Genomic DNA, 25,642 nt, shown 5'->3' with positions numbered 1-25,642 from the left:
CTGACAATCTGATTATCCCTGTGATCGATCGGATTGTTGTTATGCGCCTGACGCTGTTAAAAAGGCCGACGCTCAACCGCGTGGCTTTTATTTTGCTGTTCTCTGCTTATATTGCGCTGTTTTTAAATGTCGCCTGGTATCGTCAGGTGCTTGCCGTCATGCCGTTGCATACGGCGCATAATGTGCTGGTGTTTCTGTCGATGCCGCTGGTCGTAATCAGCGTGATTAACATCGTTCTGGTGCTCGCTTCGTTAGTGTGGCTCGATAAACTGCTGATTGCGCTGTTTATTATGCTTTCAGCGAGCGCACAATACTTCATTCACAATTATGGCATCGTGGTCGATCGCTCAATGATTGTGAATATGCTGGATACCACCGCATCAGAAAGCTTTGCGCTGCTGACGCCGCAGCTGCTGTTTAGCCTGTTGGTATCGGGTGTGGCGATGGTGGCGGTGGCTTTCTGGATCCGCATCAAAAAAGCGCCGTCGTGGTGGAAAGCACTGGCCTGGCGTGCTGGCAGCCTGCTGCTTTCGGTGGCGTTGATCCTGCTGGTGGCGCTCTGCTTCTATAAAGATTACGCCTCGCTGTTCCGCAACAACAAAGAGCTGATCAAAGGCTTAAGCCCTTCCAACAGCATTGCGGCGTCGCTGTCGTGGTACAAACATCATCGCCTGACGAATCAGCCGCTGGTGAGAATCGGTGAGGATGCGCACCGCAATCCGCTGATGCTCAACGGCGCCAAAAAGAACCTGACCATTCTGATCGTGGGGGAAACTTCGCGCGGCCGCAATTTCTCACTCTCCGGATACCCGCGGCTGACCAATCCGCGGCTTGCCAACGATGACGTGACCTACTTTCCCAATACCACCTCCTGCGGCACCGCAACGGCAGTGTCGGTGCCCTGCATGTTCTCTAACATGCCACGCGCACATTACGATGAAGCGCTGGCCAGCCATCAGGAAGGCGTGCTGGATATCATACAGCGTGCCGGAATCAATGTGCTGTGGAATGAAAACGACGGCGGCTGTAAAGGCGCCTGCGATCGGGTACCGCATCAGGACATCACCAGTCTGGACCTGCCGGGTATGTGCATCAACGGTGAATGCTACGACGAGGTGCTGTTTCACGGACTTGAAGCCTATATTCAGCAGCTGAAAGGAGACGGCGTGATTGTGCTGCATACTATCGGCAGCCACGGGCCAACCTATTATCATCGTTATCCGCCGCAGTTCCGCAAATTTACGCCGACCTGCGACACCAACGAGATTCAGGAGTGTTCACAAACACAGCTGGTCAATACCTACGATAATACGCTGCTGTATGTCGATTATATTGTCGATAAGGCGATAGGCGTGCTGAAGTCACATCAGGACCGTTTTACCACCAGCCTGGTGTATCTCTCCGATCACGGCGAGTCGCTGGGTGAAAACGGCGAGTATCTGCATGGCATGCCCTATGCGATTGCGCCCGATGCGCAGAAGCATGTGCCGATGGTAATCTGGCTCTCGCCCGATTACCGGCAGCGTTACGGCATTGATATGCACTGCCTGAATAAACAGGCGGCGACGCTGGATTATTCGCAGGATAATCTGTTCTCCACCATGCTGGGATTAACCGGCACCCAAACCCACGAATATGTGTCCGGCGATGATATTCTCAGCGCCTGTCGGAGCAGCAAGTAGATGAAAATACTGATTGTGGAAGATGATGCGTTGCTGTTGCAGGGGCTGGTCATGGCGCTGGAAGGCGAGGGCTACGTGTGCGATGGCGTCTCAACCAGCCAGGCTGCCGAGGCGCATCTGGCCGCGGGGCTGTACAGCATGCTGGTGCTCGATCTCGGCCTGCCTGATGAAGATGGCCTGCGGCTGTTGCTGCGGCTGCGTCGACAGAAAAAGATGCAGCCAGTGCTGATCCTTACCGCGCGCGATACCGTTGAAGATCGCATCGCCGGGCTGGATGCCGGTGCCGACGACTACCTGATCAAGCCCTTTGCGCTGGATGAGCTGCTGGCGCGCGTGCGGGCGTTGATTCGCCGTCATGTGAATCAGGGCGACAGCCAGCTGCGGGTGGGGCCACTGGCGCTGGATATGGCGCACCGGCAAATCGAACTCGCTGGCAAGCGGCTTGAGTTAACGCCCAAAGAGTACGCTATTTTGTCACGGCTGATGCTCAAGGCGGGGCAGCCGGTGCACCGCGAAATCCTCTATAACGACATCTATAACTGGGAAACCGAACCCTCCACCAATACGCTGGAGGTGCATATCCATAATCTGCGCGACAAGATCGGCAAAGCGGCGATTCGTACGGTGCGCGGTTTCGGCTACGCCCTGATCAAACCTGAGGATGAAGGAAGCCCGCATGACTAAACGCGCGCTGCAGCGCTACAGCAACACGCTGCGCTTTCGGCTGCTGATCGCCATCAGCCTGATTCTGCTGTTCTGCCAGGTGATCAGCGTGGCCTGGCTGTGGCATGAGAGCAAAGAGCAGATTCAGCTGCTGGTGGATGCCGCGCTCTATAAGCACGATCAGCACCGGCACGTTGAACGTGAAATTCATGAGGCGGTGGCCAGCCTGGCGGTACCGAGCCTGGTGATGATTGTGCTGGCGCTGGCGCTCTGCCTGCAGGCGGTGAAGTGGATTACCCGACCGTTGTCGAGGCTGCAACAGCAGCTGGAAAATCGCAGTGAAGAGGATCTGGCGCCGGTAGACTGCGCCGGATCGGTGCTGGAAATTGAGGCGGTGACCCAGGCGATCAACAGCCTGGTCTCTCGTCTGACCGGCAGCATTGAACGCGAGCGGCTGTTCACCGCCGACGTCGCGCACGAGCTGCGTACGCCGCTGGCCGGATTGCGGCTGCACCTTGAACTGCTGGAAAGAAAACACGCTCTGGATCTGCAACCGCTGATTCAGCGGCTGGATCAGATGACGCTCAGCGTTACCCAACTGCTGCAGCTGGCGCGCGTCGGGCAGTCGTTTACCTCGGGCAACTATCAAAGCGTGGCGTTAAAACAGGATGTGATCCTGCCGATGGAGCCAGAGCTGCACACCATGCTGCTGTCGCGCCAGCAGACGCTGCGCCTGGCGATGCACGATGAGGTTATTGTGCGCGGAGATGCCACGCTGCTAAGAATGCTGTTGCGTAATCTGGTGGAAAACGCCCATCGCTACAGCCCTGAGCATTCGGTGATTTCGCTGACCATCAGCCACGGCGCCTTGCCGATGCTAATGGTGCAGGATGAGGGGCCGGGAATAGATGAAAGCAAACGCGGCGAGCTTAGCAAAGCCTTTACCCGCATGGACAGCCGTTACGGCGGTATTGGGCTGGGGTTGAGCATCGTGACGCGGATCGTCCAGCTGCATCAGGCGCAGTTCTTTCTGGAGAACCGTCCACAGCAGGCGGGCTGTCAGGCACGCATTGTTTTTGGCGATACGGCGTAGCGCGTTAGCTGGTAAACCAGATGCGCAGAAAGCAGAGGATCACGGCGATGCAAAACATCACGCTGAGATATTCGCTGACCGGGGCGGAAATAAATCGTTTCATGGGCTCTCCTCGTTGATTGCCACGAGTGTCGCGCAAACAGATTAAGGCAACCTTAAGAAGCGCACCGCGTTTTTTTTCAACGGACTGCGCTAAAAAGCGCCGCTTGCGCGCTCAATGCCTGACTTTACGCACGGCGCGCTTGTAAATCGCCGGCGCTGGATAATACTGTATTTTTATACAGTAATTAAGGGGGTTATTATGTCATCTGTTCATCTGCCGAAAGGGCAGTCCGAGGCTGCGCATCTACCGTGGGAAGGCGCGGACGCGATGCCGGGCTGTCTGGCAACGGATATCGATCTCAACGCGCTGATGGTCGGCCATCCTACCGCCACCTATTTTATGCGGCTGCGTGGTGATGCCATGCAGGATCGCGGATTCAGCGATGGCGATATGGTGGTGGTCGATCGCGCCGTTCCGGTTGCGCACGGCGATATTGTGATTGCGCCGGTGGCCGGTGCCTTCACCATCAGGGAGCTGTGCACCACGCCGGTGACGCAGCTGGTGGCCCACAATAAAAAGTATCTGCCGATCGCTATCGCTGATGAACAGACGCTGCAGGTGTTTGGGCGAGTGACCTGGGTGGTCAAAGCGATCGGCAGGCACTGACCGCGCGCTCGGCTATCGCTGCGACTTACGGCGATGCGATGCCCGTTCAACAAAATTTCTCCGGCCCGCATCCTGCGGGCTTTTTACTCGCGCGCCATGCCAAACAAAAAATAAAGTTTCCGTCACCGCGTCCGTTATTACTTGCACACACTCTTCATCAGCGATGTTGTGGTCCGTGGATCGGCCTGCTGCCGCTGTAGCCAGAAAAGGATAACAGGTGAAATTCAAGAAGTTTATTCCCGGTGCCATCGTCGTGGCTCTGTTAAGCGGATGCGCGCATCAGCAGCCCACCGTCGTTAAATCGACTAATGGCAGCAGCCTTGAGGTTGCTACCCTCTTTACGCCACCGGATATGAACAATAACCGCTACGCCGATCCGAAACTGCGCGAAGTGACGCCTGCAGTGTCCGGCGTCGGCATGGGGCTGTCGGTGATGACCGCGGTGCTGGGCGGCGGTATCAGCAGCAACGCTTTTGATAAGAGCAACTACAAAGGCAACGCCATTGACGCAATGCCGGAACCGACCGCCAGTTATCTGACGCCGAAAGCGGGCACGGTGATTCGCCAGTGGCTCGACAAACAGGGCAGCAGCTACGCTTACACGCAGCCGTTGTATATCGGTGCCGCGCAGTGGTCGCTGGTCTACAGCGATATGTCCGCCGACAACAGTAACTACGATTTAACCTATCGCGTGCTGTTCTATAAGCGTCCAGAAGGCGGCAATATATTCAGCGCCTACATCATTTCTGAATGCGCGCCTGCGGTAAAAACCGCCGCGTTAAGTGACTGGCGGGCTAATCAATACCAGAAGGTCAGTGAAGAAACCCGCAAGATGATGGACAGCTGTGTGCTGGAGCTGGAAAACCAGCTGCCGCGTCTGTTGAAGCGCTAATCAGTGCGCGGTGAGCGCGACGCCGGGCGGTTTCAACCTTCTGCGTCGCGCGCCATGTCATGCCACTATTCCCGTTCCACATTCTGCTGATCTGCACGAAATAATGACGCTGGCATTAATCGTGCTTATTTATCCGCAGCGTCATTCAATCATAAACATCACTATTTCCCGACTGCCATCGCGCAGAAAATAATAACGTCTGCCCCTTAATCGCATTAATAAAAAGCGGTGCTGGGCACGTCAGCAAGATAACCTTTACAGAAAGCGGCTTGATTTAGCAGAACTCACTCTATACTGTATGTAAATACAGTATTTGTTGAGGGTGCAATCATGCAGCCTGCTTATCACCTGACATGGCCGATGGCCATCACCCCCTGTTTCACGCCGCGCTGCCCGCCTGCGCCAGTGTTACACCACCGCTTTCATCCTGGTGGTCATTATTGCGACGGCCAACATATCGCGGGCGTGGAATAAATGTTTGCGCTAATCGATGCGAATAATTTTTATACCACCTGCGAAACGGTATTCAGGCCTGACTTAACGGGAAGGCCCATTGTGGTGGTCTCGAATAACGATGGCTGTATTATTTCGCGCTCCGCGGAAGCCAAAGCGCTGGGCTTAAAAATGGGTGAACCCTATTTTAAAATTAAGCAGCAACTGCAGCGGCAGGGGGTGGTGGTGTTCAGTTCAAACTATACGCTGTATGCCGATATGAGCCATCGCATGATGACCGTGTTAAGCGCCGAAGGCCCCGCGCTGGAGGTCTATTCCATCGATGAGGCCTTTATGGATCTCACCGGCGTCAGCAGCTGCCTGGTGCTGGAGACGTTTGGGCATCATCTGCGCAGCACCGTGTTGCGCCATACCGGACTGACGGTGGGCGTCGGCATCGCGCCCACTAAAACGCTGGCTAAGCTGGCTAACTACGCCGCCAAAAAGTGGACCAAAGCCCAGGGTGTTATTGATCTATCCTGCCCGCAGCGTCAGCGAAAGCTGATGGCACTGATCGATATTGGCGAAGTGTGGGGCGTCGGCGGACGTCTACAAAAGCGTTTACAGTCAATCGGCGTCAATAAAGTTATCGACCTGGCTAACTGCAACACCGCGATGATTCGAAAAAACTTTAACGTGGTGCTCGAACGAACCGTTCGGGAGCTCAATGGCGAATCGTGCATTGCGCTTGAAGAGGCCCCGCCGCCCAAACAACAGATAATCTGCTCAAGAAGCTTTGGAAAACGCATCCTTGAACTGGAGGATATGCAGCATGCGGTGGTCACCTATGCGACACGCGCGGCTGAGAAACTGCGTGAGCAGAGGTCAAACTGTCGACACGTTGGCGTGTTTATCGCCACGGCGCGTCACGGCGATGAGCCGCAATATGCCAATTCGGTATCGATGATCTGTGAATATCCGACCAGTGACACCCGCGACATTATCCGGTTGGCTCATCGCGGCCTTGCGGCCATCTGGCGTCAGGGATATCGCTATGCCAAGGCGGGCATCATGTTGGGTGACTTCTATCAGACGGGCATTGCTCAGCTGGATATGTTCAGTGAAAACCAGCCTAAGCCGGGGGCAGAGGCGTTGATGTTTGCTCTGGATAAGATCAATCGCTCTGGCATGGGTAAAGTATGGTTTGCCGGTCAGGGCACCGATAACCCGTGGCTGATGAAGCGGGAGATGTTGAGCCCGCGCTATACAACCTGTCTTGATGAACTTCTCGTGGTTAAATAAGTCGGGTAAACAATGCGCTTTCAGGCCATCAACGTAATCTTTCGCTCGCCAGCTTATAGGGCTGGCTACGCTCTCGTTTACCTACCGCGACCACGGCGACAATCAGCACATCATCCATCACCTGATAAACCAACCTGAAGCCGGATGCCCTGAGCTTGATTTTATAGCAGTCTGGCATACCGGCTAACCGTGCTGCAGGGATGTGCGGATTTTCAGGCGGCTTTTTGAGCTTCTTTTTAAACTGCTCACGAATGATGCTGTCGAGCCCATTCCATTCTTTCAGCGCCTCTTCCCTGATTTTAATTGTATAGCCCATATCCTTCAGTCCAAATCCAAATCCAGATCAAGCAAAGGCTGATTTTCGCGTGCTTTTACTAGCGTTGCCAGCTCCTGATCGTCAATGATTTCAAGCATTTTTTCGTACAGATGCGCAGGCACACAATAGAATACGGGTTGGTTTCGGTTAAGAATCGTCACTGGCATGCCGGCACCGGCTTCAACGGTAGCCATGGGGTTTTTTTTCAGCTCGCTGACACTCGCGCTGGTATCACTAAGGATAAGATTAGCCATTTCTGCCTCTGATAAGACCGGTTAAGAGGTCTTATCAGAGTGCACCAGGAGACTGGCTAACAAGCCGCTTTATTTTACCTGCACTCTCTTTCGCCTGAATCACATACCTCAGCGGAGTAGCCATCGTTCCCTAAGCTGGCTAGCATAATCAGCAGCGTGTCGGCATTGACCGGCGGTTATCGTCTGGTTATTAAGCAAATCCCCCTGATGATGCGCTGTGTCTGCTCGGATGTTTCTGAATATCATGCTGCTGGCGGCTGACGCGTTGCCGCTATTTTGCGCGGTTTCTGCTTGTTTATTAACAGGAAGAAACAGAAAAACCGGTCGGAAGAGGCCGTGCTGTAAGGATTTCCAGTGTTCAGGGATGCAGAACAATTTTTTGAGAAAAAAGCTGCCTGGCCGCGTCAGTACCAGCGTGGCGCTGCCGCTTCGTCTGGCAACCCCCCGAAGAGTGGCTATACTGAATGCTGTTCATGTCCGCAGAAAGGCAGTTGCGAGTACACGTGTTGAACCGGTTTTCAGGAGAAAACAGAACGTCTTAACACCATCGCGTTTCACCTCACCGACTCTATGTCAGAAACGTCTGACTTCAACGGTTTTACCCTTTCTGCTGGCAGCAAGTAATTTAATGACGTGAATGATGCCTGTCATCACACGCGACCAGGAGGAAAGGAGTGACCAGCGTACTGATTGAACACGCACCATTACCCGCATTAAGCGGCGGACGTTACGCCTTCTTTTTTGATGTTGATGGTACGTTAGCCGCTATTCAGCCTCGTCCCGAAGATGTTTTCATTCCCGATTCCGTTATCGCCTCTTTGCAGCAGATCGCCACCTTAACGCAGGGTGCCATGGCGCTGGTTTCCGGCCGTCCGGTGCATGAGCTGGAGCAGCTGGCTGCACCGTTACTGCCGCCGATGGCGGGTGTGCACGGCGCAGAGCGCCGCGATGCCAGCGGCGAGATGCATCGCACCACATTGCCGGCTGAGGTTGAGCAAACTCTGCGCGCCATGCTGACCGAGAAAATCAACGGCTGGCCGGGCACGCAGCTGGAGAGCAAAGGCATGGCTTTTGCACTGCATTATCGCCAGGCGATGCAATATGAGCAGCCGATCCTCGCGCTGGCTCAGTCGGTGGTGGAGCAGTATCCGGCGCTGGCGTTGCAGCCAGGCAAATGCGTGGTGGAAATTAAACCGCTGGGCATCGACAAGGGCGCGGCGATCGGCGCATTTATGCAGGAAGCGCCTTTTATCGGACGCATCCCGATATTTATTGGTGACGACTTAACTGATGAGAAAGGATTCCTCGCCGTCAACGCGTTGAACGGAATTTCAGTGAAGGTCGGCGAAGGCGCCAGCCAGGCCGGTTATCGCCTTAAAGGCGTTAGCGAGGTTTACGCCTGGCTGGAGCAGATCACATTACAATTAGAGCAAGACAAGACAACGTCGGTAAGGAGTTAAGGTTATGAGTCGTTTAGTGGTCGTATCTAACCGCATCGCTATCCCGGATGGTTCAAAAGCGAGCGCCGGTGGCCTCGCAGTCGGCATACTTGATGCGTTAAAAACTACCGGTGGATTGTGGTTTGGCTGGGATGGCGAAATCAGCGCCGTCACAGAAGAGGAAGATGAAGAGCTGGGCATCGTCGAGCACGATGGCATCACCTATGCCTCTTTCCCTCTTGATCAGAACGAATACGATCTTTACTACTGCCAGTTCTCCAACACGGTAGTCTGGCCCGCCTTCCATTACCGTCTCGATCTGGTGCAGTTCCAGCGCGAAGCCTGGGAAGGTTACTGTGACGTCAATGAAAAGCTGGCTCGCCGCCTGCAGCCGCTGATTCAGCCGGACGATATTCTGTGGATCCACGATTACCATCTGCTGCCGTTTGCTGCCGCGCTGCGCAAGCTGGGCATTACTAACCGCATCGGCTTCTTCCTGCACATTCCTTTCCCGACGCCAGAGATTTTCAACGCGCTGCCGCCGCACGAAGAGCTGCTGGAAATGCTGTGTGACTATGATCTGCTGGGCTTCCAGACCGAAAACGATCGCGTGGCGTTCATTGATTGCCTGACCCAGCTGACTGAGCTGGAAAGCACGGGCGATAAGCTGCATCACGCGTTTGGCCACACCTTCGCGACCGAGGTTTATCCGATTGGCATTGAGCCGGACAGCATCAAAGAGATGGCTGAAGGCCCGCTGCCGCCAAAAATGGCCGCGATGAAGCGCGAGCTGGGCGATGCGAAAAACATTATTGCCTGTGAGCGTCTCGATTATTCCAAAGGCTTGCCGGAACGTTTCCTGGCGTATGAAGCGCTGCTGGAAAACTTCCCGGAACACCGTGGCAAAATCCGCTATTCGCAGATTGCTCCTACGTCGCGTGGCGATGTGCAGGCCTATCAGGACATTCGTCATCAGCTGGAGACGGAAGCGGGGCGTATTAACGGTAAGTACGGCACGCTGGGCTGGACCCCGCTCTATTATCTCAACCAGCACTTCGATCGTCGTCTGCTGATGAAAATCTTCCGCCTGACCGATGTGGGTCTGGTGACGCCGTTACGTGACGGCATGAACCTGGTGGCGAAAGAGTATGTGGCGGCGCAGGACCCGGACGATCCGGGTGTGCTGGTACTGTCGCGCTTTGCCGGTGCGGCGAACGAGCTGACCTCGGCGCTGATCGTTAACCCTTACGATCGCGATGAAGTGGCCGCCGCGCTGAACACAGCGTTGACCATGCCGCGCACCGAACGCATTTCGCGTTACAACGACATGATGGCGGTGCTGCGCAAAAATGACATCAGCGCATGGCGTGAAAGCTTCCTGAAAGATCTGCGTGCGATCGACGCGCGTCATGATGCGACGCAGGATGATAACAAGGTCACCAGCTTGCCCAGGCTGGCCTGACTCACCCTGAAATAAACAAGGACGCTTCGGCGTCCTTTTTTTATGTCTGTCGCCCGGGTAAGCAAAGAGCATTTTATGCTGACGGACTCTAAGAATTATCTTAGTCAGTAATTATGCGTGCTGATTTCGCGGGCTGGCAGTCAGGTTATCAGGACTTTACCTTTGATTGGTCTTGAATTTTTCGCCGTGCATCAACAGCGGTAATGCTTTTTACCGTCAGGCCTGAAGGTCGATAAAAAAAGATGAGCGCCGGATGACAAATTTAAGGAAAGCACTAAAGTTTGCCATTTTGCGGCCGATGTTTACTGCACTCAGACTGCGCTTTTCTGAAATACATTTATGCTGTTAATGTAACTCATTGTTACATCTGGTTCTTCCCCGCTGACATAACCCTCACTCTGTTAACACCCGCTTATCTCTGCCGATCGCAAAAAGCCGCTTTTATTGCCTTGTACAGCTATCCATAAGGGGAACTGTAACGCTAAGTCACTAATTTATAGGGGGTAAATTCCCAGGCATAACAGTGAATAACGCTGCATAAAATTAAAAAACCAGCGTTTAATAGGGCGCTAGCCGCGATTTGACAACGTATCGATCCTGAGAGTCTAAAAGCTAATCATTTCTATTCAGAAATGCGTAGTTGTGTCCAGTTTTGTAAAGAAAAACCCAAAATAGGTCAAAAATCGACCTATTCAAAAGCTATGCTGATGGTTCAGGTAAAGAATTTGCCTTAAAAGTGTGATGGAGATCACACTTTATCTAAAATTTCGCAAAATATTCGTTGTATGTAGAAATTAGAGCAGCTAGAGTTGCGTTGTTTTTAGGAATAGTCTTAAAAAGATGTAAGCGAACGTCACGGAAGAGGACGAGGATTCAAAGAAAGATTGGCCTGGAGTTATGACTAATTACTGCATCAGCACCCCTCTGGGATGCGAACAGATAACAGTGCATGTTTGGTTCTATACCTAATAACGTTTTGCCATCTTTAGATTTACCAACCAACAAACTCAAGCGCGGGATAGTGCCGCGAACGTTAAAAGTCGTGTCAGTCAGGATGGAAAACAAAATGGGTACATCTGAATTACTCAAGCATATTTACGACATCAACTTGTCTTATTTACTGTTAGCGCAACGTTTAATTAATCAGGAAAAAGCGTCCGCAATGTTTCGCCTGGGTATTGATGAAGCCATGGCTGACACGTTGGCAAAACTGACCCTTCCAGATATGGTGAAATTAGCTGAAACCAATCAGCTGGTGTGTCAGTTCCGCTTTAACGATCACAACCTGATCAACCGCCTGACGCAAGAATCGCGCGTGGATGACTTACAGCAGATCCATACCGGCATCCTGCTCTCCAGCCGTTTGCTGCGTGAAGCATCAGCAAAAGTCACTGAGTTACCAAAGAAAAGGGCAGCATTATGAGCGACAAAAGTATCGTTCAGGAAGCCCGTGATATTCAGCTGGCGATGGAGCTTATTACCTTAGGCGCACGCCTCCAGATGTTAGAGAGCGAAACGCAGCTCAGCCGTGGTCGTTTGATCAAGCTGTATAAAGAACTGCGTGGCAGCCCACCGCCAAAAGGCATGCTGCCTTTCTCTACCGACTGGTTTATGACCTGGGAACAGAATATTCACGCGTCAATCTTCAGTAACGCCTGGCAGTTCCTGCTGAAAAGCGGCCTGTGCAGCGGCGTGGATGCGGTGATTAAAGCCTACCGTCTTTACCTTGAACAGTGTCCGCAATCGGACGAGGGCCCCCTGTTGGCGCTGACGCGTGCATGGACCCTGGTGCGATTCGTTGAAAGCGGCATGCTGGAGTTATCTGACTGTAAATCATGCCATGGAAGCTTTATTAATCATGCGCATCAGCCGGTCGGTAGCTTCTGCTGCAGCCTGTGCCAGCCGCCATCTCGTGCGGTAAAAAGGCGTAAACTTTCGGTAGAATCTGCCGATAACATTTCACAACTGCTGGATGAACAGGTTAAACACGCCGTTTAAGTTTGTTCGCTACGTGAGATGCATCCAGCAGCGGTTTTTGACCGCTGCTTTTTTTTTGCTCCGCGTTCAGAAACGACACCTTCGGCTCTCTGGCTTAACTTCCACCAACACGTTACAGACGTAAGGATTTATTGTGCTGGTTATCTTGGGCTACATCGTGGTACTGGGCTCAGTACTGGGCGGATACATGATGGTCGGTGGCCATCTTGGCGCGCTCTATCAACCTTCGGAGCTGATCATTATCGGCGGCGCCGGATTGGGTGCTTTCCTGGTTGGCAACAACGGCAAGGCGATCAAAGCCACGGGCAAAGCGTTACCGCTGCTGTTCCGCGGTTCGAAATACAACAAAGCCGTGTATATGGACCTGATGGCGTTGCTTTACCGGCTGATGGCTAAATCGCGTCAGCAGGGCATGCTGTCACTAGAAAGCGATATCGACAATCCAAAAGAGAGCGAAATTTTCGCTAATTACCCGCGCATTTTGGCCGATAACCGGCTGGTGGATTTCATCAACGACTATTTGCGCCTGATGGTCAGCGGCAACATGAACGCCTTTGAAATCGAAGCGTTGATGGACGAAGAGATCGAAACCTACGAACACGAGTGTGACGTCCCGGCGCAGAGTATTGCGCAAATCGGCGACGGCCTGCCGGCGTTCGGTATCGTAGCGGCGGTAATGGGCGTGGTGCACGCGCTGGCGTCAGCAGACCGTCCGGCCGCTGAGCTGGGCGCGCTGATTGCACACGCCATGGTGGGAACTTTCCTCGGCATCCTGCTGGCGTACGGCTTTATTTCGCCACTGGCTAACGTGCTGCGGCAGAAATGTGCGGAAACCACCAAGATGATGCAATGCATCAAGGTGACGCTGCTGTCGAGCCTGAACGGCTATGCGCCGCAGATCGCCGTGGAATTTGGCCGTAAAACGCTCTATTCCACCGAACGCCCGTCGTTCACTGAACTGGAAGAACACGTACGTAATGCCAAGTCACCGGCTAAAACGGAATAACTGCTGATGAAACACGATAATCACCCGATCGTGCTGGTCAAACGGCGCAAACATAAAAAGCATGAGGGCAGTCACGGCTCATGGAAAATCGCTTACGCCGACTTTATGACCGCCATGATGGCTTTCTTTTTGGTGATGTGGCTAATTTCGATCTCTAACCCTCAGCAATTGGTGCAAATTGCCGATTACTTTAAGACGCCGCTGAAAGTGGCGGTAACCGGTGGCCAGCGCAGCAGTGACAGCTCCAGCCCCATTCCAGGCGGCGGTGACGATCCCACGCAAAAGCAGGGTGAAGTGAACAAGCAGCCGAAGATTGATATGGAGGCGCAAAAACGCAAGCTGGACGATATTCGCCTTAACCGGTTACGGGAAAAACTCGATCAGCTGATCGAAGCGGATCCGCGACTGAAGGCGCTCCGTCCGCACCTGATCATCAACATGGTGGAGCAGGGGCTGCGTATTCAGATTATTGATAGCCAGAATCGGCCGATGTTTAAAACCGGCAGCGCGGATGTGGAACCTTATATGCGCGATATCCTGCGGGCCATTGCACCGATTTTGAATGATATACCGAACAAAATCAGTATCGCTGGCCATACCGATGACATTCAGTATGCCAACGGACAGCGTGGTTACAGCAACTGGGAGCTTTCTACCGATCGTGCCAACGCCTCGCGGCGGGAACTGGTTATCGGTGGCCTGGCTTCTGACAAGATGCTGCGCGTGGTGGGCATGTCCGACACCATGAAACTGAAAAATCGCGGCGGGGATGATGCCGTGAACCGGCGTATGAGCCTGCTGGTGTTGAACCATGACACTGAGGCCGCGATTGAAAAAGAGAATACCGAAAGTGATGCGATGGCGGTCAATGACGTCGCCAGCATTGAACAAATTACTGCGCCAGCAGCGCCTGCTCCCGTAGCGGCACCTGCCAACGCGACGCAATAACAAGACCGCTCCTCACAGCAGAGGTGATCCCGTGAGTATGGACATCAGCGATTTTTACCAGACGTTTTTTGACGAGGCAGACGAGCTGCTGGCCGATATGGAGCAGCACCTGTTGGGTCTCGACCCGCAGGAGCCGGACTCCGAGCAGCTCAATGCCATTTTCCGTGCCGCCCACTCCATTAAAGGCGGTGCAGGAACATTTGGTTTCCGTGTACTACAGGAAACTACCCACATTCTGGAAAACATTCTGGATGGTGCTCGTCGCGGCGAAATGCAGCTCAGCACCGACATCATCAACCTGTTTTTGGAAACCAAAGATATTATGCAGGAACAGCTCGATGCCTATAAAACCGGGCAGGAACCGAACGAGGAAAGCTTCAAGTACATCTGTGAAGCTTTACGTCAGCTGGCGCTGGAAGCCAAAGGCGAAGCGGTAGCACCTGCTGCTGCCGCGCCGACAACGGCCGCCGCAGCGGTTGCCAACAGCGGCCTGCGCGTGAAACTCACCGAGCTGAAAAGCGGCGAAGTGAAGCTGATGCGCGAAGAGCTGGGTAACCTCGGCACGCTGAGCAACGTGGTGGAAGGGGAAAACACCCTGGAAGCTAACATCGATTCCGTCGGTAAAGATGACATCGTGGCGGTGCTCTGCTTCGTGATCGAAGAGTCGCAGATTCATTTCCCGGATGCCTCAGCGCCGGCCGCTGAAGCTGCACCGGCTGCTGCCGCGCCAGAGGCCGAGCCCGCGCCTGCGCTGGCCAGCGTCACCGAGATTGCACCTCCGGCCAAACGCGAAGCGAAACGCGCTGCTGCACCGGCGAAAACCAGCGAATCAAGCAGTATTCGCGTGGCGGTAGAGAAAGTGGATCAGCTGATCAACCTGGTCGGCGAGCTGGTGATTACCCAGTCGATGCTGGCACAGCGTTCCGGCGAGTTGGATCCGGTGGCGCACGGCGACCTGCTGAACAGCATGGGTCAGCTTGAGCGTAACGCCCGCGATCTGCAGGAATCGGTGATGTCGATTCGTATGATGCCGATGGAATATGTCTTCAGTCGCTTCCCGCGTCTGGTGCGCGATCTGGCCAGCAAACTGGGCAAAGAAGTGGAACTGACCCTGATGGGCAGTTCAACCGAACTCGATAAGAGCCTGATTGAACGCATTATCGATCCGTTAACGCACCTGGTGCGTAACAGCCTCGACCACGGGATTGAATCGCCGGAAAAACGCCTGGAAAACGGCAAAGATGCCGTAGGCAACCTGACGCTTTCAGCGGAACATCAGGGCGGCAACATCTGTATCGAAGTGATTGACGACGGTGCCGGTCTGAACCGTGAACGTATTCTCGCCAAGGCGCTCTCTTCCGGTCTGCCGGTCAGCGAGAACATGAGCGACGAAGACGTTGGCATGCTGATCTTCGCCCCAGGCTTCTCCACCGCTGAGCAGGTCACCGACGTCTCCGGACGCGGCGTCGGCATGGACGTGGTGAAACGTAATATTCAGGAGATGGGCGGCCACGTCGAAATCTCCTCGAAGCAGGGCAAAGGCACCACCATTCGCATTCTGCTGCCGCTGACGCTCGCTATCCTTGATGGCATGTCGGTGCGCGTGGCGAATGAGGTGTTTATTCTGCCGCTGAACGCCGTAATGGAATCGTTGCAGCCGCTGGCGGACGACCTGAAACCGCTGGCCGGTGGCGAGCGCGTGCTGGAAGTGCGTGGCGAATATCTGCCGCTGGTTGAGCTGTGGAACGTCTTCGACGTGAAGAATGCGAAAACCGAAGCGACGCAGGGCATCGTGGTGATCCTGCAAAGCGCCGGCAAGCGCTATGCGTTGTTGGTAGACCAGTTAATTGGTCAGCATCAGGTGGTGGTGAAAAACCTCGAAAGTAACTACCGCAAGGTGCCGGGCATTTCCGCTGGCACCATCCTTGGCGATGGCAGTGTTGCGCTGATTGTTGATGTCTCCGCACTGCAAACTTTGAACCGTGAGAAGCGTGTGGCCGGCGCCGCAGCGTAACCGAAACCAAAAAGGGTAAAAAAATGAGTGGAATGGCAACCGTTACGAAACTGGCTGGCGAAACCGTAGGCCAGGAGTTTCTGGTATTCACCTTAGGTGATGAAGAGTACGGCATCGACATCCTGAAAGTGCAGGAGATTCGCGGTTACGATCAGGTAACGCGTATCGCCAACACCCCGTCGTTTATCAAAGGCGTGACCAACCTGCGCGGCGTTATCGTGCCGATCATCGACCTGCGTCTGAAGTTCGACCAGCCCGATGTCGAGTACAACGACAACACCGTGGTGATCGTCCTGAATCTGGTACAGCGCGTGGTGGGTATCGTGGTTGATGGCGTCTCTGACGTGCTGTCGCTGACCCAGGATCAGATCCGCCCGGCGCCGGAATTCGCGGTGACCATGTCAACCGAATACATGACCGGCCTCGGTGCGCTCGGCGAGCGTATGCTGATTCTGGTCGACATCGAGAAGCTGCTCAACAGCGACGAGATGGCGCTAGTGGATACACTGCGTAGCGCATAATCCTGCCTGACAGCCCGCGGCGATACCGATCGCCCGGGCTGTTTTTTTTTCGTCAATCCGCGCTGCCTCGCTGACGCCTGTCACGATTCAGCTACACCGCCGCGTGCTGCTGTTTTATTGCGTTAATTGCCCGTTTTTTCGCCATTTCTGACTGTTGCTCTCTAAACTCCCGCCGCCGTTCGCCGATAACCTGCCTGTTGTTGTCTTTTTACTATTTCCCGTTTTCTATTAATCACCAAGGGTAAACATGTTTAAGCGAATTAAAGTCGTGACCAGCCTGGTCGCGGTACTGTGCCTGTTTGGCATTATTCAGCTGTTCTCTGGCTGGCTGAGCGTTCAGGCGCTGCAAAACGATAAAAACAGCTTCGCCGTCTCACAGATAGCCACCGATAACGTGACCTCAATGACCGACGCGTGGATTGCGCTGAACCAGACGCGCATCCAGCTCAACCGCGGCATGCTGCGCATGCAGAGCGATATGGCGTCGAAGATTAACGGCGGCCAGCTGGACGGTATTATTGCGCAGACTCAGCAGCTGCTGGACGAAGCGCAGAAGCACTACACGGTTTACTACAACCTGCCCGCCACGCCGGGTTTTGATGTCCGCGTCCGCGACAAGCTGGAAGCCAGCTATGCCACCTACGATGATGCGCTGAAAGCGATGCTGAAGCAGATGCAGGCCAACGATCTGCAGGGTATGTTCAAGCTCAACATTGAGCAGAAGCAGGGCGAGATGCAGGCTGCCTATACCGAATGGCGTGAAGCGCAGGCGGTGATTTCAGCCGAAGGCGAAGCGAAAAACCATGCAGCCTTTACCCAGATGATGTGGGTAATTGGTCTGGTGATGGCGGTGGTGCTGGCGGTGATTCTGGCCAGCTGGTTTGGCCTGCGCAGCGTGCTGATCCAGCCGCTGAACGCAATCATCGGCAATATCCGTGCCATCGCCGCGGGCGACCTGACCCAGCCGATCGCGGTGGAAGGGCGGAACGAAATGAGCCAGCTGGCATCCAGCCTGCAGCACATGCAGCAGGAGCTGGTCCGTACGGTCAGTGACGTGCGTACCGGCTCAGACGCCATCTTTACCGGCGCCAGCGAAATTTCCGCCGGTAACAACGATCTTTCCGCGCGTACCGAGCAGCAGGCGGCCTCGCTGGAGGAAACTGCAGCCAGCATGGAGCAGCTTACCGCCACGGTGAAGCAGAACGCCGAGAACGCTCGTCAGGCATCACAGCTGGCGCTCAGCGCCTCGGAAACCGCCGAGAAGGGCGGGACGGTGGTCGCGGGCGTGGTGAAAACCATGAACGAAATCGCCGGCAGCTCGAAGAAAATTGCTGACATCATCAGCGTGATCGACGGCATCGCCTTCCAGACCAACATCCTCGCGCTCAACGCCGCGGTGGAAGCGGCGCGTGCCGGTGAGCAGGGCCGAGGCTTTGCGGTGGTGGCGGGTGAAGTCCGTAACCTGGCGCAGCGCAGCGCCCAGGCGGCGAAAGAGATCAAATCATTGATTCAGGATTCGGTCAGCCGCGTCGACAGCGGTTCCAACCAGGTCAGCGTCGCCGGTGCCACCATGAACGACATCGTCAATGCGGTAACCCGCGTTACCGACATCATGGGTGAAATTGCCTCGGCGTCGGACGAGCAGAGTCGCGGTATCGATCAGGTTGGCCAGGCGGTAACCGAGATGGATCGCGTGACGCAGCAGAACGCCTCGCTGGTGGAAGAGTCAGCGGCGGCGGCGGCCTCGCTGGAAGAGCAGGCGAGTCGTCTCAGCCAGGCGGTATCGGTGTTCCGCATCAGCGGCAGCGTGCGCGCCAGCCAGCCGACCAGCCGTGTGGCACCGCAGCCGGTGCTGCGTGCAGCGGCCAGCGCGCCAGCTGGTGACAGCAACTGGGAAACCTTCTAAAACACCCAGGGCGGCGTCTGACGTCGCCCTGACGCGTGCCTTCTCAAGGGGCGCCGCGTAAAACACGCCGGGTCGGACTGACCCACGCGCCGGTAATACGGATCCAGGCAGCGCACAAAATACCTAATCGCTATGGCGTTCGCGCCGATAACGCCCTCGTTAGTTTTTTTCCAAATTCAGGGATAACCATGTTTAAAAGAATCAAAGTCGTGACCAGCCTGGTCGCGGTGCTCTGCCTGTTCGGTATTATCCAGCTCTCCTCCAGCTGGCTCAGTTTCCGGGCGCTGGAAAATGACAAAGCGAGCTTTGCCGTTTCACAGCTGGCGACGGAAAACGTCACCTCAATGACCGATGCGTGGATTGCGCTGAACCAGACGCGCATTCAGCTTAACCGCGGCATGCTACGTATGCAGAGCAGCGCGGTGGAAAACATGAACGGCGGTAATCTTGACAGCGTTATTGCCAAAACGCAGCAGCTGCTGGCGGATGCCGAGGCGCACTACAAGATCTATTACAACCTGCCGGAGCTGCCGAATTTCGATACCCGCATTACCGATGAGCTGGAAAGCCGTTACGGCAGCTATAACGAAGCACTGAAGATGATGCTGCAATTGATGCAGGCCAACGATCTGCAGGGCATGCTGAAACTCAACATTGAGCAGAAGCAGGGCGAGATGCAGAAAGCCTATACCGAATGGCGTGAGGCGCAGGCATCAATGGCGGCCAAAGGCGAAGCGAAGAATCACGCGGCCTTTGTGCAGATGATGTGGGTGATTGGCCTGGTGCTGGCTGTGGTGTTTGCGGTAATCCTGGCCAGCTGGTTTGGCCTGCGTAGCGTGCTGATTCTGCCGCTCAATGCGATCATCGGCAACATCCGCGCCATTGCGGCGGGCGATTTAACCCAGTCGATCGCGGTGGAAGGACGTAACGAAATGAGCCAGCTGGCGTCGAGCCTGCAACACATGCAGCAGGAGCTGGTCCGCACGGTCAGCGACGTGCGCACCGGTTCAGATGCCATCTTTACCGGCGCCAGCGAAATCTCCGCCGGTAACAACGATCTCTCAGCCCGTACCGAGCAGCAGGCGGCCTCGCTGGAAGAGACCGCGGCCAGCATGGAGCAGCTCACCGCCACGGTGAAGCAGAACGCTGAGAATGCCCGTCAGGCATCACAGCTGGCGCTCAGCGCCTCAGCCACCGCCGAGAAGGGCGGCAACGTGGTGGCGGGCGTGGTGAAAACCATGAACGATATCGCCGGCAGCTCGAAGAAGATTGCCGACATCATCAGCGTAATCGACGGCATCGCCTTCCAGACCAATATTCTGGCGCTGAACGCCGCGGTGGAAGCAGCGCGTGCCGGGGAGCAGGGGCGTGGCTTTGCGGTGGTGGCAGGCGAAGTGCGTAGCCTGGCCCAGCGCAGTGCCCAGGCGGCAAAAGAGATCAAATCGCTGATCCAGGATTCGGTCAGCCGGGTGGACAGCGGATCGGCGCAGGTCAGCGTCGCCGGTGACACCATGAACGACATCGTTAGCGCGGTAACGCGCGTCACCGACATCATGGGCGAAATTGCCTCAGCGTCGGATGAGCAGAGCCGCGGCATCGATCAGGTCGGCCAGGCGGTGACCGAGATGGATCGGGTGACGCAGCAGAACGCCTCGCTGGTGCAGGAATCGGCTGCGGCGGCTTCGTCGCTGGAAGCGCAGGCGAGCCGCCTGAGTCAGGCAGTATCGGTGTTCCGCATCAGCAACAGCGGTAGCGGACGCACCAGCCAGCCGCTGAGCCGGGTAGTGCCACAGCCGGTGCTGCGTGCCGCGGCGGGCACACCGCCGACGGATAACTGGGAAACTTTCTGATTAGCAGGATAATCTGCTACAGGCGGAGGAAACTCCGCCTTTTTTATGTCAAAAATGCGGGCTGTACAGATAAACAGCTGAGATCGCTGCGCAGGCGATAAAGCCCAAACAGAATCGGTCGATAACTCAGGAACCAACAATAAAAGAGGTTTCTATGCTAAAGCGTATTCGTATCGTCACCGGCCTGCTGGGCGTGCTGGTGTTATTCGCTGTTATTCAACTTGCCATGGGCGGCATGTTTTTTCACACCGTAAAAGCGGATAAGGATAATTTTGCTTTTAGCCAACAGATGAGCAACCTGCAACGCGCAATGGGCACCTCATGGGTCTCGCTGGTACAGGCGCGTAACACGCTGAACCGCGCCGGTATTCAACATTTGCAGGATGCAACCTCAGCCGAATCCGTCGCCGCGGTGGCTAAATTGGTCACGCTGGCGAAAAGCGAGCTGGAAACCGCCGATCGTTCGATGGCGGTGTTCAACGCCACGCTGAGCGACGAAGGCCGCACAGCACCGGATGTACAGGCGTTGCTGAACGATTACAAAGCCTATCGTCAGGCGCTGGATGAGCTGACGGTGTTTTTTACCACCAACCAGTTTCAGGCGTTTATCGATCAGCCTACCCAGGGATTTCAGGATCGCATGGGTGCCTCTTATGCCAACTGGCAGAAGGTGATCAATCAGCTGATGGCAGACGGCGTGGCGACCAATGAAAGCGCCTGGCAGCGTACCATCTGGATGCTGACCCTGGTGCTGATCGTCTCGCTGAGCGTAATGTTGCTGGTGTGGAGCGGTATGCAGAAGCTACTGGTCGCGCCGCTGAAAAGCAGCATTGCCCACATTCGCCATATTGCCGCCGGTGATTTGACGCAGAAGATTGAGGTTGAAAGCCGTAACGAAATCGGTGAATTGCTGGCCTCGCTGCAACACATGCAGCAGGAGCTGATCTCTACCGTGAGCCGGGTACGTGACGGATCCGATGCGATCTACACCGGTGCCAGTGAAATTGCCGCCGGTAACAACGATCTTTCCGCCCGTACCGAGCAGCAGGCGGCCTCGCTGGAGGAGACTGCAGCCAGCATGGAGCAGCTCACCGCCACGGTGAAGCAGAACGCCGAGAACGCTCGTCAGGCCTCTCAGCTGGCGCTCAGCGCCTCAGAAACCGCCGAGAAGGGCGGCAGCGTGGTGGCGGGCGTGGTGAAAACCATGAACGAAATCGCCGGCAGCTCGAAAAAGATTGCTGACATCATCAGCGTGATCGACGGCATCGCCTTCCAGACCAACATCCTCGCGCTCAACGCCGCGGTGGAAGCGGCGCGCGCCGGTGAGCAGGGTCGTGGCTTTGCGGTGGTGGCAGGCGAAGTCCGTAACCTGGCGCAGCGCAGTGCTCAGGCAGCAAAAGAGATCAAATCGCTGATTCAGGATTCGGTCAGCCGGGTGGACAGCGGCTCCAACCAGGTCAGCGTCGCCGGTGCAACCATGAACGATATCGTTAATGCCGTAACGCGCGTCACCGACATCATGGGCGAAATCGCCTCGGCGTCGGACGAGCAGAGCCGCGGTATCGACCAGATTGGCATTGCGGTAACCGAGATGGATCAGGTGACGCAGCAGAACGCCTCGCTGGTACAGGAGTCCGCTGCGGCGGCCGCATCGCTCGAAGATCAGGCAAGCCGACTAAAACAAGCGGTCTCCGCGTTCAATATCCGTAAAGAATTCGGCGGCCAGGCCGTTAACCAAGTTAGAGAAAGTAAGAATCCCTTAACTGTGCCGGTTTTAGCCGCTGGCGGTAAGTCCGCCGCGAATGCAAACGACAACTGGGAAACCTTCTGAATCGCAGGCCGCCCGCAAGGGCGGCACTGACAGAAGAACAGACTGATAAAACGTGACAATGTCACTTAAGATGGTGCGCTCAGGCAGAGCCATCAGCGTAGTGATTACGACAGAAGGCCGCGCTGATACCTGAAAGCGGTACCGGTCACCACGGCGTTGGACAGGCGAATGACTAAGGCCTGTCAGGGTTGCGGCGCAAAAAGGCGCTTCAGTCTGACGCTACGCTGGCATTCGGGGAAACTGAACCCTTTTTATCTCTTTAATCCGTACTTTGCCGGGTGGCTATACATGAAAAAATCAACGTTACTGGATCAGAATGAGAACACCACTCTGCTCTCACAGATGGTGCAGCGGCTACCGTTGTCTGATACGCACTTTCGTCGTATCAGCCAGCTGATTTACCAGCGTGCCGGCATTGTACTGGCCGACCACAAGCGGGAGATGGTTTACAACCGCCTGGTGCGTCGCCTGCGCACGCTGAACATCGACGACTTTGGTCGTTACCTGGCGCTACTGGAGTCCGATCCGAACAGCGCCGAGTGGCAGGCGTTTATCAATGCGCTGACCACCAACCTGACGGCATTTTTTCGTGAGGCGCACCATTTTCCGATTCTGGCTGAGCATGCGAAAAAACGCGGCGGCAGCTATAGCGTCTGGAGCACGGCGGCCTCAACCGGTGAGGAGCCCTATTCTATCGCCATGACGCTGGCCGAAACGCTGGGCGGTGGACCTGGCAAGTTTCAGGTGCACGCCAGTGATATCGACACCCAGGTGCTTGAGAAGGCGATATCAGGCGTTTACCGTCAGGAAGAGCTGCGTACGCTGTCGCAGCCGCAGATGCAGCGCTTTTTTCTGCGCGGCACCGGCCCGCACGCTGGCATGGTGCGCGCCCGGCCGGAGCTGACCAATCTGGTTAACTTTAGCCAGCTCAACCTGTTGGGCAATGAGTGGGCGGTGCCCGGCCCGTTTGATGCAATTTTTTGCCGCAACGTGATGATCTATTTCGACAAAGAGACACAAGAGAAGATCCTGCGGCGTTTTGTTCCCATGCTGAAACCAGGTGGTTTGCTGTTTGCCGGACACTCAGAAAACTTCAGCCAGATCAGCAAAGAATTTTGGCTGCGTGGCCAGACGGTTTACGGGCTGACTAAGGAAAGATAATGAGCAAAATCACCGTAATGTGTGTTGATGACTCTGCGCTGATGCGTCAGCTGATGACCGAGATCATTAACAGTCATCCGGACATGGAAATGGTGGCAACCGCGCCAGATCCTCTGGTGGCGCGGGATCTGATTAAGCAGTTCAACCCGCAGGTGCTGACGCTTGATGTTGAAATGCCGCGCATGGATGGGCTCGATTTTCTTGAAAAACTGATGCGTTTGCGGCCGATGCCGGTGGTGATGGTCTCCTCGCTGACCGGTAAAGGTTCAGAAATTACGTTGCGGGCGCTGGAGCTGGGCGCGGTGGATTTTGTCACCAAACCGGCGCTGGGCATCCGCGAAGGCATGATCGCCTATAGCCAGATGATCGCCGATAAAGTGCGTGCCGCGGCCCGTGCCCGTTTGCAGATGCCCGCGCCGAAAGGGCCGACGGTGATGCTGAAAGCGGGACCGATGCTCAGCAGCGAGAAGCTGATTGCTATCGGCTCCTCAACCGGCGGCACCGAGGCGATTCGTCATGTGTTGCAGCCGCTGCCGGCTACCAGCCCGGCGCTGCTGATTACGCAGCACATGCCGCCTGGTTTTACCCGCTCGTTTGCCGAGCGGCTGAACAAGCTGTGCCAGATTACGGTGAAAGAGGCGGAGGATGGCGAACGTATTCTGCCCGGCCACGCCTACATCGCACCGGGTGCGATGCACATGGAGCTGGCACGCAGCGGCGCCAACTATCAGGTGAAGCTGAACGATGGCCCGCCGGTCAACCGGCACAAACCGTCAGTCGACGTACTGTTTAAGTCGGTGGCGATCCACGCGGGGCGTAACGCCGTAGGTGTGATCCTCACCGGCATGGGTAACGACGGCGCGGCGGGCATGCTGGAAATGCATCGCGCTGGCGCCTGGACCATCGCCCAGAATGAGGCGAGTTGTGTGGTATTCGGCATGCCGCGAGAAGCGATCGCTCTCGGGGGAGCCAGTGAAGTGGTGGACTTACACCAAATCAGTCAGCACATGCTGGCAAAAATTAGCGCCGGACAGGCTCTGCGTATTTAGCAGAGTCAGGCAGATAACTCAGGAGTAGATATGGCTGACAAGAATATGCGCTTTTTGGTGGTGGACGACTTCAATACGATGCGTCGTATTGTGCGTAACCTGCTGAAAGAGCTGGGCTTCAACAACGTAGAAGAAGCTGAAGATGGCGTTGACGCGTTGAACAAACTGCGCTCAGGCGGCTTTGATTTCGTGGTATCCGACTGGAACATGCCAAACATGGATGGGCTTGAGCTGCTGCAAACCATTCGTGCAGACAGCGCGCTGAACAAGCTGCCGGTGCTGATGGTGACCGCGGAAGCGAAGAAAGAAAATATCATTGCTGCCGCTCAGGCAGGCGCCAGTGGCTACGTTGTTAAACCTTTTACCGCTGCAACCCTTGAAGAGAAGCTGGGCAAGATCTTCGAAAAACTGGGTATGTAAGGAGTCGTGATGAGTGAACTTCAGAAACCATCGACCGATGCGGCGTCTGCACAAGACATCATTGGCCGCATTGGTTCATTAACACGCATGCTGCGCGACAGCCTGCGTGAGTTGGGACTGGACCAGGCGATTGCTGAAGCGGCGGAAGCCATTCCTGATGCGCGTGACCGTCTTGACTACGTGGTGCAGATGACGGCGCAGGCTGCCGATCGTGCACTGAACAGCGTGGAAGCGGCACAGCCTCATCAGGATGCGCTGGAAAACGGTGCGAAACAGCTGCAAGGCCGTTGGGATGAATGGTTTGAGAACCCTATTGAGCTGACGGATGCCCGGTCACTGGTTTCAGATACGCGTGCGTATCTTGGCGAGGTGCCCACTCATACGTCATTTACGAACTCGCAGCTGCTCGACATCATGATGGCGCAGGATTTCCAGGACCTTACCGGTCAGGTAATCAAGCGCATGATGGATGTGATTCAGGAGATCGAGCGTCAGCTGCTGATGGTGCTGTTGGAAAACATGCCGGAAGCGAACGCGCGGCAGAAGCGCGACAACGACAGCCTGCTGAATGGCCCACAGGTCAATGCGGCAGCGCCAGGCGTTGTGGCGAACCAGGACCAGGTTGATGACCTGCTGGACAGCCTCGGATTCTGATGTTGGACCTTTGGGCGGCCGTGCTGGTCGCCCCATGATG

Annotated in this window: 21 protein-coding genes and 3 pseudogenes; 22 read left to right on the top strand and 2 right to left on the bottom strand. The window is 55.5% G+C overall.

The features are described from left to right. Positions 1-41 precede the first annotated feature (41 nt). The 6 genes from eptA (at position 42) to umuC (ending at position 6,773) form a co-directional block, all read left to right on the top strand. Positions 42-1,682, top strand: a complete 1,641-nt coding sequence (gene eptA / locus EM595_RS10730; RefSeq protein WP_067435395.1) for a phosphoethanolamine transferase EptA — start codon at positions 42-44, stop codon at positions 1,680-1,682. Further along, positions 1,683-2,366: a two-component system response regulator PmrA gene (gene pmrA, locus EM595_RS10725; RefSeq protein ID WP_067431549.1), complete on the top strand. Its 684-nt coding sequence runs from the start codon at positions 1,683-1,685 to the stop codon at positions 2,364-2,366. After that, positions 2,359-3,438: a two-component system sensor histidine kinase PmrB gene (pmrB, locus tag EM595_RS10720; protein ID WP_067431546.1), complete on the top strand. Its 1,080-nt coding sequence runs from the start codon at positions 2,359-2,361 to the stop codon at positions 3,436-3,438. The genes pmrA and pmrB overlap by 8 nt, the downstream gene beginning before the upstream one ends. A 301-nt stretch (positions 3,439-3,739) precedes the next feature. Next, positions 3,740-4,147, top strand: a complete 408-nt coding sequence (locus EM595_RS10715) for a S24 family peptidase (RefSeq protein WP_173645372.1) — start codon at positions 3,740-3,742, stop codon at positions 4,145-4,147. Positions 4,148-4,364: 217 nt separating this feature from the next. Further along, positions 4,365-5,039: a hypothetical protein gene (locus tag EM595_RS10710; RefSeq protein WP_067431543.1), complete on the top strand. Its 675-nt coding sequence runs from the start codon at positions 4,365-4,367 to the stop codon at positions 5,037-5,039. Positions 5,040-5,513: 474 nt separating this feature from the next. Continuing rightward, entirely contained in the window at positions 5,514-6,773 is a 1,260-nt protein-coding gene (gene umuC / locus EM595_RS10705) for a translesion error-prone DNA polymerase V subunit UmuC (RefSeq protein ID WP_067431540.1), read from the top strand. 28 nt (positions 6,774-6,801) lie between these two features. Here umuC and EM595_RS10700 read toward each other — a convergent pair whose 3' ends face one another. Together EM595_RS10700 and EM595_RS10695 are read right to left on the bottom strand one after the other, a co-directional pair. Beyond that, a complete protein-coding gene (locus EM595_RS10700) occupies positions 6,802-7,089 on the bottom strand; it encodes a type II toxin-antitoxin system RelE family toxin (protein ID WP_067431537.1) in 288 nt (95 codons plus the stop codon). A 5-nt stretch (positions 7,090-7,094) separates the two neighbouring features. After that, the gene (locus EM595_RS10695; protein ID WP_067431534.1) at positions 7,095-7,343 is read right to left on the bottom strand and encodes a type II toxin-antitoxin system Phd/YefM family antitoxin; all 249 of its coding nucleotides are present in this window, start codon (positions 7,341-7,343) and stop codon (positions 7,095-7,097) included. A 674-nt stretch (positions 7,344-8,017) separates the two neighbouring features. Between EM595_RS10695 and otsB the strand changes: the two are divergent. From otsB to cheZ, 16 genes and pseudogenes are all read left to right on the top strand, one after another. Next, positions 8,018-8,811: pseudogene (otsB, locus tag EM595_RS10690) on the top strand (trehalose-phosphatase). Further along, on the top strand, positions 8,808-10,244 hold the full coding sequence (gene otsA / locus EM595_RS10685; protein ID WP_067431533.1) for an alpha,alpha-trehalose-phosphate synthase: 1,437 nt from the start codon (positions 8,808-8,810) through the stop codon (positions 10,242-10,244). The pseudogene otsB and the gene otsA overlap by 4 nt, the downstream one beginning before the upstream one ends. Positions 10,245-11,310: 1,066 nt before the next feature. Beyond that, entirely contained in the window at positions 11,311-11,667 is a 357-nt protein-coding gene (gene flhD / locus EM595_RS10680; RefSeq protein WP_067431531.1) for a flagellar transcriptional regulator FlhD, read from the top strand. Further along, positions 11,664-12,242 (top strand): flagellar transcriptional regulator FlhC, encoded by a 579-nt coding sequence (flhC, locus tag EM595_RS10675; protein WP_067431528.1) that lies wholly within the window; start codon positions 11,664-11,666, stop codon positions 12,240-12,242. Before flhD ends, flhC begins: the two co-directional genes overlap by 4 nt. Positions 12,243-12,375: 133 nt before the next feature. After that, positions 12,376-13,248 carry a flagellar motor stator protein MotA gene (gene motA, locus EM595_RS10670; protein ID WP_067431525.1) on the top strand — a complete coding sequence of 291 codons (873 nt, stop codon included), beginning with the start codon at positions 12,376-12,378 and terminating at the stop codon, positions 13,246-13,248. 6 nt (positions 13,249-13,254) lie between these two features. Then, entirely contained in the window at positions 13,255-14,196 is a 942-nt protein-coding gene (gene motB / locus EM595_RS10665) for a flagellar motor protein MotB (protein WP_067431522.1), read from the top strand. Positions 14,197-14,233: 37 nt separating this feature from the next. Beyond that, positions 14,234-16,210: a chemotaxis protein CheA gene (cheA, locus tag EM595_RS10660; protein ID WP_173645393.1), complete on the top strand. Its 1,977-nt coding sequence runs from the start codon at positions 14,234-14,236 to the stop codon at positions 16,208-16,210. Positions 16,211-16,233: 23 nt separating this feature from the next. Beyond that, positions 16,234-16,731, top strand: coding sequence for a chemotaxis protein CheW (gene cheW, locus EM595_RS10655; RefSeq protein WP_067431516.1), 498 nt, complete (start codon positions 16,234-16,236; stop codon positions 16,729-16,731). A gap of 247 nt (positions 16,732-16,978) precedes the next feature. After that, on the top strand, positions 16,979-18,637 hold the full coding sequence (locus EM595_RS10650) for a methyl-accepting chemotaxis protein (RefSeq protein ID WP_067431514.1): 1,659 nt from the start codon (positions 16,979-16,981) through the stop codon (positions 18,635-18,637). 188 nt (positions 18,638-18,825) lie between these two features. Continuing rightward, positions 18,826-20,265 (top strand): annotated as a pseudogene (locus tag EM595_RS10645) (methyl-accepting chemotaxis protein); the annotation flags it as partial. 43 nt (positions 20,266-20,308) lie between these two features. Next, positions 20,309-20,350 (top strand): annotated as a pseudogene (locus EM595_RS21510) (hypothetical protein). A 291-nt stretch (positions 20,351-20,641) separates the two neighbouring features. Continuing rightward, positions 20,642-22,318 (top strand): methyl-accepting chemotaxis protein, encoded by a 1,677-nt coding sequence (locus EM595_RS10640; RefSeq protein ID WP_067431508.1) that lies wholly within the window; start codon positions 20,642-20,644, stop codon positions 22,316-22,318. Positions 22,319-22,606: 288 nt separating this feature from the next. Continuing rightward, positions 22,607-23,479 (top strand): protein-glutamate O-methyltransferase CheR, encoded by an 873-nt coding sequence (cheR, locus tag EM595_RS10635; protein WP_067431505.1) that lies wholly within the window; start codon positions 22,607-22,609, stop codon positions 23,477-23,479. After that, positions 23,479-24,528: a protein-glutamate methylesterase/protein-glutamine glutaminase gene (locus tag EM595_RS10630; protein ID WP_067431503.1), complete on the top strand. Its 1,050-nt coding sequence runs from the start codon at positions 23,479-23,481 to the stop codon at positions 24,526-24,528. The genes cheR and EM595_RS10630 overlap by 1 nt, the downstream gene beginning before the upstream one ends. 30 nt (positions 24,529-24,558) lie before the next feature. Next, entirely contained in the window at positions 24,559-24,948 is a 390-nt protein-coding gene (cheY, locus tag EM595_RS10625; protein WP_067431500.1) for a chemotaxis response regulator CheY, read from the top strand. Positions 24,949-24,957: 9 nt separating this feature from the next. Beyond that, positions 24,958-25,602 (top strand): protein phosphatase CheZ, encoded by a 645-nt coding sequence (gene cheZ, locus EM595_RS10620; protein WP_067431497.1) that lies wholly within the window; start codon positions 24,958-24,960, stop codon positions 25,600-25,602. Positions 25,603-25,642: the final 40 nt, after the last annotated feature.

The organism is Duffyella gerundensis, from assembly GCF_001517405.1.
Taxonomy (GTDB): domain Bacteria; phylum Pseudomonadota; class Gammaproteobacteria; order Enterobacterales; family Enterobacteriaceae; genus Duffyella; species Duffyella gerundensis.
The sequence above is the reverse complement of the archived record's forward strand: the minus strand, read 5'-3'. Positions and strand labels throughout refer to the sequence as shown.